The 16,928-nt window shown below is 42.7% G+C and carries 11 protein-coding genes; 7 read left to right on the top strand and 4 right to left on the bottom strand.

The annotated features are described in order from the left end of the window. Window positions 1-18: 18 nt before the first annotated feature. Window positions 19-3,678: a PAS domain S-box protein gene (locus UYC_RS0121580; RefSeq protein ID WP_392407260.1), complete on the bottom strand. Its 3,660-nt coding sequence runs from the start codon at window positions 3,676-3,678 to the stop codon at window positions 19-21. An 87-nt stretch (window positions 3,679-3,765) separates the two neighbouring features. After that, window positions 3,766-6,177, bottom strand: coding sequence for a response regulator (locus UYC_RS0121575; protein WP_016875227.1), 2,412 nt, complete (start codon window positions 6,175-6,177; stop codon window positions 3,766-3,768). A 967-nt stretch (window positions 6,178-7,144) separates the two neighbouring features. Here UYC_RS0121575 and UYC_RS0121570 point away from each other — a divergent pair. After that, window positions 7,145-7,951 carry an aldo/keto reductase gene (locus UYC_RS0121570; RefSeq protein WP_016875228.1) on the top strand — a complete coding sequence of 269 codons (807 nt, stop codon included), beginning with the start codon at window positions 7,145-7,147 and terminating at the stop codon, window positions 7,949-7,951. A gap of 105 nt (window positions 7,952-8,056) precedes the next feature. Here the strand turns inward: UYC_RS0121570 and clpB are convergent, their stop codons facing one another. After that, window positions 8,057-10,675, bottom strand: a complete 2,619-nt coding sequence (gene clpB / locus UYC_RS0121565) for an ATP-dependent chaperone ClpB (protein ID WP_016875229.1) — start codon at window positions 10,673-10,675, stop codon at window positions 8,057-8,059. 201 nt (window positions 10,676-10,876) lie between these two features. Here clpB and UYC_RS0121560 point away from each other — a divergent pair, with 201 nt between their 5' ends. After that, window positions 10,877-11,542 carry an REP-associated tyrosine transposase gene (locus UYC_RS0121560; RefSeq protein ID WP_235082965.1) on the top strand — a complete coding sequence of 222 codons (666 nt, stop codon included), beginning with the start codon at window positions 10,877-10,879 and terminating at the stop codon, window positions 11,540-11,542. Window positions 11,543-11,556: 14 nt separating this feature from the next. Here UYC_RS0121560 and UYC_RS0121555 read toward each other — a convergent pair whose 3' ends face one another. Further along, on the bottom strand, window positions 11,557-11,877 hold the full coding sequence (locus tag UYC_RS0121555; protein ID WP_016875231.1) for a hypothetical protein: 321 nt from the start codon (window positions 11,875-11,877) through the stop codon (window positions 11,557-11,559). A gap of 406 nt (window positions 11,878-12,283) precedes the next feature. On the opposite strand from UYC_RS0121555, the gene UYC_RS0121550 reads away from it, so the two are divergent. The 5 genes from UYC_RS0121550 to UYC_RS0121530 all read left to right on the top strand — a co-directional run bounded on the left by UYC_RS0121550 (window position 12,284) and on the right by UYC_RS0121530 (window position 16,664). After that, window positions 12,284-12,475: a type II toxin-antitoxin system RelE/ParE family toxin gene (locus UYC_RS0121550; RefSeq protein ID WP_016875232.1), complete on the top strand. Its 192-nt coding sequence runs from the start codon at window positions 12,284-12,286 to the stop codon at window positions 12,473-12,475. Window positions 12,476-12,642: 167 nt separating this feature from the next. Continuing rightward, window positions 12,643-12,921: a TIGR02450 family Trp-rich protein gene (locus tag UYC_RS0121545; RefSeq protein WP_016875233.1), complete on the top strand. Its 279-nt coding sequence runs from the start codon at window positions 12,643-12,645 to the stop codon at window positions 12,919-12,921. A 559-nt stretch (window positions 12,922-13,480) separates the two neighbouring features. Further along, a complete protein-coding gene (gene bchL / locus UYC_RS0121540; protein ID WP_016875234.1) occupies window positions 13,481-14,347 on the top strand; it encodes a ferredoxin:protochlorophyllide reductase (ATP-dependent) iron-sulfur ATP-binding protein in 867 nt (288 codons plus the stop codon). Window positions 14,348-14,375: 28 nt separating this feature from the next. Continuing rightward, complete coding sequence (locus UYC_RS0121535; protein WP_016875235.1) at window positions 14,376-15,182, top strand: DUF5331 domain-containing protein; 807 nt, start codon at window positions 14,376-14,378, stop codon at window positions 15,180-15,182. Between the two features lie 81 nt (window positions 15,183-15,263). Beyond that, the gene (locus tag UYC_RS0121530) at window positions 15,264-16,664 is read left to right on the top strand and encodes a ferredoxin:protochlorophyllide reductase (ATP-dependent) subunit N (protein ID WP_016875236.1); all 1,401 of its coding nucleotides are present in this window, start codon (window positions 15,264-15,266) and stop codon (window positions 16,662-16,664) included. Window positions 16,665-16,928 lie beyond the last annotated feature (264 nt).

Raw genomic sequence — 16,928 nt, 5'->3', positions numbered from 1 at the left:
ATCAACTCCACCTCTACACTAGTAATTAGTTTCACTATGGCTGCCAATCATTCGGTTAAGTAAATTTATAACTCGTTGTTCAAATTCCTGCGGGGTAATGCGTCCTTTCGTGAGAAATAGAGTTTGTCCTAGCCTTAATCGTTCGCGATCGCCCTCATCCAAATCGCGGGCTGTGTATACAACTAACGGTACTTGGCAGAGGTGGTTGTGCTGTCGCAGCCAATCTACTACAGTAAAACCATCGCATTCTGGCAGCCCCAAATCCAGCACTAATAAGTCAGGAATAATGTTTTGGCTTACCTGTATAGCTTCTCGCCCGGTTTGGGCATAAAAAGTGGCAATGTTGTGGCTGTTGAACATGGCAATGAGTACCTGTGCCAAATCTCGGTCATCTTCTACAATCAGTACTTTGAAAGTTTGATTTTGTCGAGTGGTAGCTTTTTCTAAAGCTTGGCACAACAACTTGATATTTGGAGGTTTGACAATCCAGTCACTCACTCCCTCCGGAAAACCTTTGCTGGCATCGGGTAACAAGCCACTGAGAATAATCACGGGGATATTTTGGGTATGTGGCTGCTGTTTGAGAATTGTTAGGGTTTCCCAACCGTTCATACCGGGCATCATTAAATTGAGAATAATTGCATCAGGATGGTTCGCTGTTGCTTCCTGCACAGCCTCTTGTCCCGATGCCACTGCCAGAACTCGATAGCCCCGTTGTTCTAGCATTTTTTGCACTACAACTCGAACCGAAGGATCGTCGTCACACTGTAGAACTAGAGGAGGCTTTGCTAACGCGGTTTCAGAAGACGCGGCAACATGGTGAGTATGAGATGCGCACAATTGATTAAAAACATTCTCCATGTCTCTTTGTGCCCTTGTCTCACCCTCCTCTTCTGGGAGGATTGGCAGGGTAAAAAAGAAAGTGCTACCTTCTCCTAAGGTACTTTCAGCCCAGATTTGTCCGCCATGATGTTGCAATATACTGCGACAGATAGCTAAACCCAAACCTGTTCCCCCTTTTTGGCGAGAGTCTGAGGCATCAACTTGTCCAAAACGCTCAAAAATAGTTTCTAATTTCTCAGCCGGAATCCCCCGCCCTTGGTCTGTGACTTTAAATAATATAGAGGGAGATGAGGAGAAAATATTTTCCCTGTCCCCTGTCCCCTGTCCCCTTCTCCCCTTGTCCTCTTCCGCGCTCAACCAAACCGTAGAACCTGGTGGCGAAAATTTAATTGCGTTACTGAGTAAGTTAGTGAGTACTTGGATAATGCGATCGGGATCTGCCCAGAGGCGAACTGATAAGGGAGAAACTGATAATGTCACCCCTGCTTGTGCTGCAATTTCTTCCATAAATTCAACTGACTGGTTGATCAAGCTGGCAGAATCACAGCTTTGCTTTGTCATCTGGATCTTTCCTGACTCGATACGTTCGATATCGAGGATGTCGTTGATCAGACGTACCAGCCGATCTGTATTATTGGCAGCAATCTTTAACATTCGTTGAGCATCTTCGGGCTGCGTTTGCAAAATTCCACTGGCTAGCAGATCCAAAGCTCCAGAGATGGAAGTTAAGGGTGTGCGCAATTCGTGGTTGACTACCGAAACAAATTCATCTTTGAGGCGCTCGACTTCGCGGCGATCGCTAATATCCTTCATGAAGCAATAATGCCCGATAAATTGCTGTTGATCGTAGGCTTTAACCATCACTACTTGTTTATCAAAAACCGAACCGTCTTTGCGCACAGCCCTAGCTTCTACTTCCGCCTTGCCGTTGGCGAGCATTTGTTGGTAGGCTGTATTCAATTTTTCCCGATCGTCTGGATGGACAGTCAAAACCCATTCCATACCAATCAGTTCCTCGCTTTGGTATCCAACCATATTGGCATAAGCCGGGTTTACCTTGAGATAAAGTCCCTGCCTATCCAACAGCGAGATCCCTTCTACTGCACTTTCCAGTGCATTACTGAGGTGGCGAAGTTCTTCTTCGGCTCGCTTGCGATCGCTAATGTCAATCGCTACGCCACCAAGAAATAATTGCCCGGTGCGATCCCAAATTGGAAACTTAAAAACTAACCAATTGTGGAGAGCGCCATCGGGTGTTGGCACTGTTTCCTCTATTTCAGCTGTTTGTCCTGTAGATAAAACACTCCGATCGTGCTGATGAAGTTCCTGTGCTATCTCTATGGGAAACCTGTCAAAGTCTGTTTTTCCTCGTATATCTGCTAGCTTAACTTGGAATATATGCTCAAATGTTTGATTGACATAAACATAACGTCCGTAAGTATCCTTCATAAAGCTAACTGTGGGACTATTATTCATGAAGGCATGAAAACGCTGTTCACTTTCACGCAGTGCCTCCTCTGCTCGCTTGCGATCGGTAATGTCACTACCAATACCGAGAAATCCCGTAATATTGTTCTGGGTGTTACGCAAAGCTGTGATTGAGAGCAACACTGGAAAACGCGAACCATCTTTGCGAATATAAGTCCATTCGCGCTCGTCTACTTCCCCAAGGAGCGCATGGGCAACAAAAACATCAAACCCTGGTTCAATCGTGAATCCTAGTTCTTGCGATAACTGTTGTGCCCTCTGTACAATTTCGTCTCGATCGTGGATGATAACTGGGGTTGTTTTTCCAACAACTTCTGCTGCCGTGTATCCTAACAATCGCTCTGCGGCGCGATTAAAGGTGAGGATCGTACCATTTACTGTTGTGGAAATAATGGTGTAATTGGCACTATCCAAAATTGCTCGTTGTAGCATTGTTGTCTGTTGGAGAGTTTCTTCTGCACGCTTGCGATCGCTAATGTCTAATGTGACGCCGATCATGCGAGTAGAGCTACCATCAGCCTCACAAATAGCGCTTCCCCGTGCCAATACCCAATGAACGCTATTATCAGGCCAGATGTTGCGGTACTCTGCCTCATAATCAATCTTTTGTTCCAGCGCTCGACTGACAGACTCCCGCACATAAGCACGATCTTCGGGATGGATACGTTCAAATAGCATACTGTAGGAAAGCTCTACTTCGCTTGACAAACCAAAGTTTGCCTTGCACTGATGGGATGCAGATAACTCCCCTGTTTTCAAATCGAGTTGCCAAGCTCCAAGTTTAGCAGCCTGCAACGCTAACTTCAGTTGTTGTTCGCTTTCTTGTAGTGCTTCATTAGCTTTTACTAGCTCTTTTGTTCGTTCTTCGACTCGGATTTCTAACTCATCGTGCGCTTTACGCAATGCAGCTTCTGCTTTTTGACGTTCTCCAATCTGCTGTTGCAGTTTTTGGTTTGCTGCTTCTAATGCGGCTGTACTAGGTATTTCCAGTGCTTTAGGCACTAATTCTACCAAGATAATTGCCGTGTACAGTGAAACTAATGCCGTAATGGCTTTTATCGAGCCGGATAGCCAGTAAATCGGGTGCCAAAGCGTCCAAACCTCCATTAAATGAGTCGTACCGCAGGCGACGATAAACGCTCCAAACAATAAAAACATCCTTTTGAAAGGAACATCTTGTCGCTTCTGGACGAAATAGAACAATGTGAAGGGAATCGAATAATATGCTAAGGCAATGAACGAGTCTGATAACAAATGCAACCATACCAACCCTGGATTCCACAGATAGCAATGTCCGTGAGGGATAAAGGGACTGGAAGTGAAAAAGGTATGTAATAATTCCGACATATAGCTTTCTATTGACGGGGATTAGTTGAGGATAGGGGAATAGGGAAGAACTGTACCCTGTCACCTGTTACCTGTAACCTAGTATTTCTAATTACTCAGTATTTTATTTCTTCCCGTTGTTTTTGCCTGCTCAAGAATTGTGTCAGCAGCCTGGTAGAGGGCTTGGAGATTGTTACCAGCTTGAGGATACTCGACAACTGTTGCACTGAAGGTGGCATGAAACTTTTGAGCGTTGGTAGTTGTAAACTCAATCTGACGAAAACTCTTGAGAAGTTCTAAAAGCCTTCGCGCTCCGTCACTTTTATTCATTCCTGCCATCCCCACTACAAATTCCGTACCTCCCCAACGCCCAACTACATCCTGAGTATGAAATGCCTGCCGTAACACCTGCCCTAATCGGGATAATACGCGATCGCCGATCGCATGGCCGTAGTTGTGGTTAATTTGCTTAAGATTATCTAAATCCACAATAGCGAAGCAAAAGGGTTGATGGTGGCGATCGCTCCACGCTAGCTGCCGTTCTAGATCTTGGGTGGACTTGCGACGATTGGGTACAAAAGTTAGAGCGTCGATTTCTGCTAGATGCCTTTGAGCACGCGATCGCTCCAAACGATTGAGAATCCGAGCAATCAATTCTGGCTCGACAATGGGCTTACTAATGTAGTCGTCAGCACCTGCCGCAAATATCTGCTGTTTAGTTGTAGTATCGCTATGACCTGTGAGAAACAAAATAGGTAATCCGCTCCACTGGGGAGCATTACGTGCAACTTGGCATAATTCTATACCACTGACTCCGGGCATTTCTACATCTAAAATTAGCAGTTCCGGTTCAGCAATTGCTATTGCCTCCAAGAATCGAAGTGGATTGTCTAGAGTGTAAACTTTCAGTCCCCAAGGCACTAGTAAAGTCTGGACAGCAATTAATATTTGCGGATCGTCGTCTACAACCATTACCTTGGCTTCAGTTGGCAGGGAAGATTGTAATATTTGATTTACTGTTTCCAGTACTGTGGTTGGAGAAACAGGCTTTTGCAAAACTGTACGCCCACCTAAACGAGCGACTTTGACCCGGTCGAGCAAGCTATTTTGCTCTGTGATAATTATTACAGGTATTGGTGGAGTACGGTGACTCAGTTCTGCCAGCAAAGCCAGAGCATTGTCTGTGGAGTCGTGAGCGGGTAGATCGAGCAACACAACATCAGGGCAATCTTCAGTAATCAATTCCTTCGCGGCGATCGCATTTGGAGCGATTTGCGTTCGTAGATCCCAATTCTTTGTCTCCCTTGCCAAAGTCTCAGCAAATTCCCGATCCCGCTCAACAATTAATAGTAACGGACGTTCATTTGCTAATTGATTGAGCGATCGCAATCCCGGCTTATACTTGAAGTTCAAAAGTTGCAATTCTTGGCGCAATTCCACAACCAATTGCAACAAATGCTGTTTTGTGGCTGGCTTGAGCTGGTTGCCTTTTTCCAATAAGGATTCTATTTCTTGGGCTAAACGAGAACCTTCATCAGAGCCAAACATACCCAGGGAACCAACTAACTTATGAGCCTCTAGCTTTGCTTGTGATTGCATTTCCTCATTTAGCTTGCCTTGTAGCAGTATGGTAGAAGCTTGCCCAATCGCCACTACTCGCTCTTCAAGTTTGCGTACTACCTCCTCCCAAACTTTAGAAATTCCATTGTCAACTCGACTTTGGCTAGGGGAAGAAGACGCGGAGAGCACCAGACGCGGCGACGCGGAGAGAGAAATATTCCCCTTGTCTTCTTTCTCCGTGTCCTCTTGGTTCCCCCTTTGTCTCCTTTTCCCCTTGTCCTCTTTCCCTGCTGGCTTCAATCTATATCCAATGCCATAAACTGTCTCAATTGGATCTTCTGCAACTCCCACTGCTTTGAGTTTCTGCCGTAAACTTTTCATGTGGGATCTCACCGTATCTTCTGTGGGTGGTTCCTCAAATGACCACAAATGATCTATTAATGCACTACAGCTAAAAATCCGGTGATTGTTACGCAGAAAAAGTTCGAGTAAGCCGTATTCCTTAGGAGTCAAATGCAGAAGCTTGCCATTACAGGTAACTTCGCAAGTACTGGGATCGAGTTGCAGGTTTTTCCAGTTCAATACAGGGGGTAATGCTGAACCACTGCGACGTAACAAAGCACGGATGCGAGCTAATAATTCCTGAAAATCAAAAGGTTTAGCAACATAATCATCTGCACCAGCATCTAACCCTATTACCTTAGTGTTGCTGGTATCTTGAGCTGTTAATAAAAGAATAGGTGTTTGATTACCACTTGCTCGTAATTGCCGACAGAGACTAATTCCGTCTAGTTTGGGCAGCAATACATCGAGTAATATCAAGTCATAAGTAAATAAATCGACAAAATCCCAACCTTCTTGCCCATCCTTGGCAATATCAACAGCATAATGCTGATTTGTCAGGGATTTGGCAAGTGATTGGGCTATAACTTCATCATCTTCAACTAATAAAATTCTCATAGCGGCTCATAACCGCAAATGCTTCATTAATTTAATGAAAATTATTAAAGATTTTTGAAAGATGTATTTTTAGCCTAGCTTGAATCAGCCAGTAGTTTAACTTGCCTTTGTAAATGTCAACATCTTATATTATCTATTTCAAATGAAAGATTGACTTCCCCCCACCGATCATTTTTCTCAAATTGAACTAGAAAAAGGCAAGGAAGAAAAGAGCAGTGGAAAATTCTTTGCCTCTTCCAGTCGCTGAGTTCCTGGTCATGAACCTTCAGCATTCAGACTCTCGCTAAGTTTTTTGGTAAAAATCAAAGATAATTACAAATGAATTGCATCAGTAATCATAATGTATAGTTAATCACGTCTTATTAACAATGTTTATCGGACTTTTGTCCTTAAGCGTGTGTAATGTGGGCACTGTTCACAAGGTACAAATAAAGGTTTGAAGAAAGTTAGACAGTGCCCACCCTACAAAAATTGCAATTAAGCAACTGGTGTCAGAAGTGAATTAATCGGACTTTTGTTCTTAATAATTGCGAAAATAGATTCCTATTTCTTCATAAGCTTAAAATTATTTAATTTTGAGCTAATAGGTGAATAAATCTGACATAATACTTTAGTGAAAATCTAAATGTAAAAGCTCACCTTAGGGGTGAGCGCACTAAGTGAATGGATACTGTTTTTAATTGACACCTACCAACTATTCGTCTTAATTGACGCTCAAAACAAGAGGTGGTTGGAGGTGTTTTTTTATTTTATATTAAGCTACCAACTATCTTAAATAATTGTGAAATTGTCTGGTACTAATTCATATAAATATACGATAAAAGCAGTGCTTATATATCTATGATAATGATTATCAAAACCATAATTACTGCTTCATCAAATGACTTTTACAAGTGAAGATAGAAATTGAAAGATTTAACTTTATTAATTGTTTTTATATAAGTTTTTTAAATCGGGGCAGTCGAGTATGGAGTTAGTAACCCAAAACGGACAGCCAGCAAGCATAATTGGTTTGGCGGGGAATTCAGGGCTAGATGCTAAGGCAGTAGCAATGGCATTCGAGGCAGGAGTAAATTACTTCTTCTTTTACAACCTAGAATTTGAAAGCTTATTAGAGGGGCTAAAACCTCTCATCGCAGGAAAACGCAAACAAATTTTGGTTGCAACGGGATACCAAGAACGAGATATCAGTGGGTTGCGTGCTTATTTTGACTCTGTGCGTCGTTGTCTAAATCTTGATGAAGTGGATGTATTTTTTGTCGAGTACGTTTCTCCTGATGATGATATGGCTCAAGTCCAGGCAATACTTGATGAATTATACTCCTGGCAGGAAAAAAGACTTGTGCGTTACGTAGGAGTTACTACCCATAACCGATCCATTGCCTTGGAATTAATTAATCTGGGTAAGTCTCAGGTGTTAATGCACCGCTACAACATGGCTCATCGTAAAGTGGAAGAAGATGTTTTACCATCTGCCCAAAGAGCTGGCATTCCTGTTGTTGCATTCACCTGTACGCGTTGGGGAACTCTTTTACAAGGACATCCCCATTGGCAACAAAAATCTCCTACGGCAGCAGATTGCTATCGCTACGTACTAAATCAAAAAGCTGTAAGTCTAGCACTTACAGCCCCACAAAATTTACAACAATTAGAGGCAAACCTTTCTGTCCTCAATGCTCCACCACTCACCCCTGAAGAAATTGCCCATTGGCAAGCATACGGCAATTTGATTTATGGAACTGGACAAGATGCATTTGAGACTCAATGGGTGTAAGTAGAAGGCAGGAGGCAGCAATTTTTGTAGGGTGGGCACTGCCTAAATTGCTTCAAACCCTTATTTTTACGTTATGAACAGTGCCCACCTTACGGTTATTATTTCTTAAGTAGTCAACAACTCAACGGGTAAACGCTTGAAAGCAAGGCGCTCATTTTCGACATCAACAAAGATGGTGTCGCCGTCGTTAAATTCACCACGCAAGATAGCTTTAGCAATCGGAGTTTCTAACTCCCTTTGAATAGCCCGCTTCAAGGGACGCGCACCGAATACAGGGTCGTATCCTACTTCAGCTAAAAAGTCAAGAGCAGCATTCGAGAGTTTGAGAGACATTTTGCGATCGCCCAATCTTTGCTGCAATCTGTTGACTTGCAGTTGGACAATTTTGCGCAATTCCTCTTTCTGCAAACCGTGGAAGATAATGATTTCATCAACGCGGTTAAGGAACTCTGGACGGAAACTATTTCGCATCGCCTCCATGACTCGATGGCGCATTTCGTCGTAGCGGGAGTCATCTCCTGCCAAATCGAGGATGAACTGCGAACCGATGTTGCTAGTCATGATAATAATCGTATTCTTAAAGTCTACGGTATGACCTTGAGCATCGGTAACGCGTCCGTCATCAAGAATTTGCAACAAGATATTGAAGACATCCGGATGTGCTTTTTCGATTTCGTCGAAGAGAACTACCGCGTAAGGGCGACGGCGAATAGCTTCGGTTAATTGCCCGCCTTCTTCATAACCTACGTATCCTGGAGGCGCACCAATCAGCCGGGAAACTGCGTGTTTTTCCATATACTCGGACATATCAATTCGCACCATCGCCTCCTCGGTGTCAAACAGATAAGCAGCCAAGGCTTTTCCTAACTCAGTTTTACCAACACCCGTGGGGCCGAGGAAAATAAAGCTAGCGATAGGACGATTTGGATCTGCTAAACCAGCACGAGAACGCTGAATAGCATCGGCAACTGCTGTGACTGCTTCATCTTGCCCAATCACGCGTTGGTGCAGTTCATCTTCCAAGTGCAACAGTTTTTCTTTCTCGGATTCCACCAATTTGCTGATGGGGATACCCGTCCATTTAGAAATTACTTCCGCAATATCAGATTCGGTGACTTCTTCACGCAACAGAGATTTACCACTGCGTTGAGCTTGTGTTAATTCACTTTCTGCTGCTTCTAATTTACGGTGCAAATCGGTTAACTTGCCGTATTTCAACTCAGCCGCACGGTTGAGATCGTAGTTGCGTTCGGCTTGCTGAATCTCTAAATTAACGCGATCAATTTCTTCTTTAACAGACTGAATTTTGGTGATAATGTCTTTTTCAGACTGCCATTGGGCATTTAACGCCCTTTGTTCTTCTTTTAAATCTGCAAGTTCTTTTTCCAGTTTTTCCAATCGTTCCCTGGAGGCAGCATTGCTTTCTTTTTGCAGCGATAGCCTCTCCATTTCTAATTGCAGAATCTTGCGATCAATTTCGTCAAGTTCCTCTGGTTTCGAGGTAATCTCCATTTTCAGTCTGGCTGCGGCTTCGTCTACCAAGTCAATGGCTTTGTCTGGCAAGAAGCGATCGCTAATATACCGACTCGACAATGTCGCAGCTGCAACCAAGGCACTATCAGAAATTTTCACCCCGTGGTGAAGTTCGTAGCGCTCTTTCAACCCGCGCAGAATGGAAATAGTATCTTCTACAGTAGGTTGATCTACATAAACTTGTTGGAAGCGCCGCTCTAAAGCAGCGTCTTTTTCAATATACTTACGATATTCATCTAACGTTGTCGCACCAATACAGCGCAATTCACCCCGCGCCAACATTGGTTTGAGCAAGTTGCTGGCATCCATTGCCCCTTGGGTAGCGCCCGCACCGACAACTGTGTGAATTTCATCAATAAACAAAATTATATTGCCACCAGATTCAGTGACTTCTTTAAGGACGGCTTTGAGGCGTTCTTCAAATTCACCCCGGAATTTTGCCCCCGCAATCAAAGCACCCATATCTAAAGCAATCAACTTGCGATCTTTGAGAGATTGGGGTACATCACCAGCAACGATGCGCTGTGCTAAACCTTCCACGATCGCTGTCTTACCCACACCCGGTTCCCCGATCAATACAGGGTTGTTCTTGGTACGGCGAGAGAGAATTTGAATAGTACGGCGAATTTCATCATCACGTCCAATCACTGGATCAAGTTTACCTTGACGTGCTGCTTCGGTGAGATCGCGTCCATATTTTTCCAGTGCTTGGTATTTGCCTTCTGGATTTTGATCCGTCACTTTCTGGCTCCCCCGAACTTGTTTAATAATATCTTTTAATTTTCTTTCGTCTAATCCAAACTCTTGAAATAGACTTTTGCCAAAGCGATCGTCTTTGGCGTAAGCAAGTAATAAGTGTTCAATTGAAATATACTCGTCACCAAACTCTTTGCGATAGGTATCAGCTCGATCTAAAAGTGTATCTAAACTCCGTCCTAAGTATACGGAACTGCTGCTACCAGATACTTTTGGTTGACGTTGGATAAATTGATCGGTGCGATCGCGCAGCTTTTGAACGTTGACACCTGCTTTGTTAAAAATCGGGCTGGCTAAACCTTCTTGATCTAGCAACGCCTTCATCAGGTGTTCGCTTTCGATTTGCTGTTGTTGGTATTGTTTGGCAATATCAGGAGTATGCGCGATCGCTTCCCAAGCTTTTTCTGTAAATTGGTTTGGATTGGTTGGTTGCATAGGCTTTTAGAGGAACGAACAACAAAACGCGCACAAATAAGCTTTGTTCTTATAAAGTCATTGTAAAAAAAGGCGGGTCAATAGCTGGATCGGTCTTCACGTCTTTCTAAAGTAGTATTACCGTCCGAGAAGAGGACAAGGGGACACGGGGACACGGAGACACGGGGACACGGGGACAAGCGGACACGGGGACAAGGAGACATGGTGATGAGACGCGGTGACACGGAAAGTTCTCATTCCCAGGCTCCACCCCCTAATTCTCATTCCCAGGCTCGGCCTGGGAATGCTATTAAAGAGGCTCCGCCTCCTAATATTTACATCTTTCTTTACACTATGGGTCGTTCTCGCTACCAATTTCTAGAAAGCCAACCACATTTTCTCACCTGCACAGTAGTTAACTGGATTGCCATATTTAGCAAACCTGACTTAGTTGAGATTGTTCTTAACTCATTAGAATTTCTACAAAGCCAAAAGCGTTTAGCCTTGCATAGTTATGTGATTATGGAAAACCATCTTCACTTAATTGCATCTGCTGAAAACTTATCTAAAGAAATAGCAGCGTTCAAATCATTTACAGCCAGATCCATAATTGATTATTTAAAGGAAAACCGAGCAGAGTTTTTGCTAAGACAATTAAAGTTTTATAAGCAGTCACACAAAATTTCGCAAGAATACCAGCTTTGGCAGGAAGGATCTCACCCACAAGCAATATTAAACCAACAGATGTTTAAGCAAAAATTGGAATATATTCACAATAATCCAGTCCGACGTGGTTATGTTGACGATCCTGCTCATTGGCGGTATTCCAGTTATCGTAATTACGTGGGCATAGAGGGAATTTTAGCTGTTGATTTAATTGATGTATAGTTGCATTCTTCTTACTAATTAAGAGCCAGAGGCTCTAATATTTTGTTACCAGGTTGAACCTGGTAACGAGTGTATTTTTCTCGTTTTCTCGTTCCCTGCCTCTGGCAGGGAATGAAAGCGTTAAGAGGCTCTGCCTCCCGAAACTTTAACAGAAGCTGATTTCTCGTTCCCTGCCTTGTTTTCTCGTTTTCTCGTTCCCTGTCTTGTTTTCTCGTTTTCTCGTTTTCTCGTTCCCTGCCTTGTTTTCTCGTTTCCTGCCTTGTTTTCTCGTTTTCTCGTTCCCTGTCTTGTTTTCTCGTTTTCTCGTTCCCTGTCTCTGGCAGGGGATGAAGCATTAGGAGGCTCTGCCGACTCTGCCTCCTGAAGCTTTAACAGAAGCTGACTGTATCGGCAATTATGGCTCTCAAGGTGAGTTTGGCGGCAATTTCTGATAAAAAGCTTGATCAGCTAGAATTTTATCGTGATTTAGTGACGTATCTTGAGAGCCACTTCCCTTTGGCGCAGGAGTAAGGCGTAAACTTTGTGTTTTTGGGGGTAAATAGCCACGTTCAGACAAATATTCTTTAAGGGCAGCTTCTACAATGGCTGTAGCAGGTAAGGGAACTTCCCGATCGCCGATCTAAGCATTAAGAGCGTTGGCGATCGCATCTGGCAGTGTGATGTTGAGAGATTTCATTAGCTTGTGCTATTGTCAACAATTAATTTAAGAGTAACGCGATCGCCCTTTCTCAAATACTTCAGATGTACCTGGATAGCAAGTCTATTCTTTTATGTGGTGGCGATAAAAGCACTCAAGCACAAGATATTGATACAGCTAAGGAATATTGGCAAGACTATAAAAGTTTTGTATATGCTTGTCCTAATTGGATGAGTTCGGATGGGCGATCGCTTTTTGCTGATAGTAATTTTGCTTACATAAATTCAATGGATTGATTCAGTAAATTCCACTATTTTCTCTTCCAGTGTAATCACTTAATTCTAAAATTATTGACTATGTAATCATCCCAAGGCACTGTTTTACCTACTGCACAGCGAGTTACGATGATTTTAGGTAAAGTAGCGAATGCGAAATGATAGAGATTATAAAACTTTAATGACAAATGACTAAAAAACAAAAATTTCCTTACTTAGTTGGTTCTAAATGGACAGCTCAAAAAAAAGTCGATGGGTGGCGTCACTTCCAAGTTGTCAACCGTAAAAATCAGGGTAAGTGGGTATATGCCGAAATGGTAGCTTCTTGCGATCCCAATGTCCGCTTTTGGATCAACGCTAAATTATTGCAAGATTCTTCCCAATGGCACCCCGGCTGGCAATCGTTGCAAGAAATTGAGGCGCTAGAAGAAGATGTTTCGCGATCGCCCTGCTCGTCATCAGGCTAATTTTGCGAAAATTAAGTCAGTTTTTTTAAATGTAATAATTTTTTATATCTTCAGGAATTAGAGGCTAGGGACTAGAGGCTAGAGGCTAGGGAAAGAAAGTTTTCATCAATATGTTTAGGCTGTTGCCTGTGGGAAACTAGCTTGAAAAGGGCTACAGGGGAGCTAGTGCGCCTTTGCTGTGTAAGATCCCCGACTTCTTGGAGAAGTCGGGGATCTAGTTTTTGCGACTTTTGACATAAATTTTTTGATTATGAGCATATATTTCATAAGGTTTTCAGTTTTTTGTATTTTGTAACTAATTTATATTATGTAAGTTTATAAATTCATTAATTTATATTTTTAAGCGCTCCAGAAGTTTTTTAAGTTGCTATAAGCTAAAAAAACAATAAATATTTCAATAAATCAGACAATAGCGTTCTGATAGACTTTAATAACCCCTTTCTTTTCGGTTTTATTTGGACAATAATGGCACTCAAAGACCTCACACATCGTCATCTAAGGCGGTGCTGCAAGTGTTTGAGCCAAGAGTTTGATAAAAAAACGATAAGAGGCAAAAACAGTGAAATTAGCAGTTTACGGAAAGGGCGGTATCGGTAAATCTACAACAAGCTGTAATATATCTGTGGCTCTAGCCAAGCGCGGCAAGAAAGTGCTGCAAATTGGTTGCGATCCCAAACACGACAGCACCTTCACCCTGACTGGCTTTTTGATTCCCACTATTATCGATACCCTTCAGGAAAAGGATTACCATTACGAAGATATCTGGCCAGAGGATGTTATCTACAAAGGCTATGGTGGAGTAGATTGCGTAGAAGCTGGTGGGCCTCCTGCTGGTGCGGGATGCGGTGGTTACGTAGTCGGCGAGACAGTAAAATTACTTAAAGAGCTTAATGCTTTTGATGAGTACGACGTAATTTTATTTGACGTTTTGGGTGATGTGGTTTGCGGTGGTTTTGCAGCTCCTCTCAACTATGCTGACTACTGCATGATTGTTACCGACAACGGCTTTGATGCTTTATTTGCCGCTAATCGCATTGCCGCTTCTGTACGCGAAAAAGCACGTACTCACCCTTTGCGTTTAGCTGGTTTAATTGGTAATCGTACTTCCAAGCGGGATTTGATTGACAAATATGTAGAATCAGTACCAATGCCAGTATTAGAAGTATTGCCTTTGATTGAAGATATTCGTGTTTCTCGTGTCAAGGGTAAAACTCTATTTGAAATGGCAGAATATGAACCCTCTTTAAACTACGTTTGCGATTATTACTTAAATATTGCCGATCAACTTTTGGCAATGCCAGAGGGTGTAGTTCCGAAAGACGCTCAAGATCGGGAATTGTTCTCTTTGTTATCTGATTTTTACTTAAATCCGAATAAACCACAGGTTCCTAATCCGGAAGAGGAATTAGACTTGATGATTGTATAAATCATTTTTTCTCAGGATGAGGGACAATATGGCCTTCTTTTACAGCTTTACAGATTCATTGAAGCAGAAGTGGTTGCATTTTTTTCAGGTCAATCGCGATTGGATCAAACTTCACATGGAGGTTGAATCAGTTTATACACCTGATGGCGGAAAGCGGCCACCTTCTTACCTCATCTTGGGAGTAGCCAACGCACTAGAACCAAAACTAGCGCAATTAATGCTACCCTTTTCCAGACTTAATCCTGATGCTGATACTCTGATTGAGGTGCTGGGTTTAAATTTCGATCCAGACTATGCTCTCGGTAACTGCGTAATGCCCAAATCGCAAAGTTCGGAAGATGGGGATGAAGCAGTGTGTTTGGAAGAAAAGCTCCATGATGAAACATTGACAATTCCTCAAAACAATGGCTGTGGGAACGGTGCGATCGCTCAAGATTTGGGAATGAGTGATAACCATGAACAAAGTTTTATGGTGAGCGAAGCAACTGTGCGAGATCAACTCAGAGCAGTTGCAGTCGAAACCTTAAATGGGTTAAGCGAAAATTCCTCATCCCCAGATCAACAATCTACAAATGAGTTCCAAGAGCGATCGCAAAGCGATGAGGAGGATGAGTTTGGTGATATTTCCTTTGATGAATTAAATGAAATAGGCAACCAAATTTCCGCTACCGTTGCACCAGAAAAGGATGATTTTACCGAAGTGTTGTCAGATGTCTGGGGTGACGAAACAGCAGCTCTACAGGGCGAAAGCAATACTGATATTTTTGTAGGGGAAGAACTGACAAATAGCACTTTTGATGACTCGGAAATTGCCCGTCTCTTCCCCAACGCATGAGTTGGCTAATAGCTAATTGCCATTAGCTATTAGCTATTAGCGATTAGCTATGCCTTAAAATCAAGGGGAGAATATAACAAAATGACTGTTGCTCAACCAGAAGCTTTAAATTTTGAATGCGAAACCGGTAATTATCATACTTTTTGCCCAATTAGCTGTGTGGCGTGGTTATACCAAAAAATTGAAGATAGCTTCTTTTTGGTAATTGGTACCAAGACTTGTGGTTACTTCCTGCAAAATGCGATGGGGGTAATGATTTTTGCTGAACCGCGTTATGCTATGGCTGAGTTAGAAGAAGGAGATATCTCAGCGCAGCTCAACGATTATGATGAGTTAAAGCGGCTGTGCTTGCAGATTAAACGCGATCGCAACCCCAGTGTCATTGTTTGGATTGGCACCTGCACTACCGAAATTATCAAAATGGATTTGGAAGGCTTGGCACCAAAGCTAGAATCTGAAATTGGTATTCCCATTGTTGTAGCTCGTGCCAATGGTTTAGATTACGCTTTCACTCAAGGAGAAGACACGGTGTTAGCCGCAATGGCTGCCCGTTGCCCTGATAAAGCTCCTGTGGTAGAAGCTGATAAGAATGAGCGTAACGCTATTCAAAAGCTGCTCAACTTTGGCAAGAAAAAAGAAGAAGTTGCCCAAGAAGAAACTGAATACGTTAATCACCCGCCTCTGGTTTTGTTTGGTTCTCTCCCCGATCCTGTGGTTACTCAGTTAACCTTAGAACTGAAAAAGCAAGGCATTAAAGTTTCTGGCTGGCTACCTGCCAAGCGTTTTACAGAACTACCTGTAATTGAAGAAGGGTATTATGTTGCTGGTGTTAATCCCTTCCTCAGCCGTACTGCTACTACCTTAATGCGTCGTCGCAAATGCAAGCTGATTGGCGCACCCTTCCCAATCGGGGCTGATGGTACTCGTGCTTGGATTGAGAAAATCTGTTCGGTGTTTGGTATTACTCCCAAAGGATTAGAAGAACGCGAAGCTCAAATCTGGCAAAGTTTAGAAGAGTATATTAAACTAATTCGCGGCAAGTCAGTCTTCTTTATGGGTGATAACTTGTTGGAAGTTTCTCTAGCGCGGTTCTTGGTACGCTGCGGCATGATCGTTCAAGAAATTGGCATTCCCTACATGGATAAGCGCTATCAAGCTGCTGAGTTGGCTCTGTTAGAAAAGACTTGTCAAGAAATGGGCGCACCTATTCCAAAGATTATCGAAAAACCAGACAACTACAACCAAATTCAACGTATTTATGAATTGCAGCCTGACTTGGTAATTACTGGTATGGCTCATGCTAACCCATTGGAAGCACGTGGTATAAATACTAAATGGTCTGTAGAGTTCACCTTCGCTCAAATTCACGGCTTTACCAATGCCCGTGACATTTTAGAATTAGTAACTCGTCCCTTGCGTCGGAATAATAATTTGAAAGATTTGGGTTGGGAGAAATTAGTTAAAGAAGAAGCCAAGATTTAAGAATCTGCTTTTTCTAATCTTTAGCGAGTATTTTACTTGTTTGTCTAGAGATTGAGTAAATCTTGATAAGAGCGATCGCCAAAATGCGATCGCTTTTTATTTATTGTCCAGACGCGAAATTTCGCGTCTCTACACTAGTGTTCTATCGCAAAAGTTTTGATAGGTTAATCAACTTTTCAATTTCTCTTCTTTCCCTCTTCCTTTGTGTTCTTCGCGTCCTTTGTGGTTCGTTATTTTACCCAGCAAAATTAATGCGATAGAACA

The organism is Chlorogloeopsis fritschii PCC 6912, from assembly GCF_000317285.1.
In the GTDB taxonomy this organism is placed as follows: Bacteria; Cyanobacteriota; Cyanobacteriia; order Cyanobacteriales; family Nostocaceae; genus Chlorogloeopsis; species Chlorogloeopsis fritschii.
Note: the sequence above shows the minus strand (reverse complement) of the source record. Positions and strands in the feature narration are given on the sequence as shown.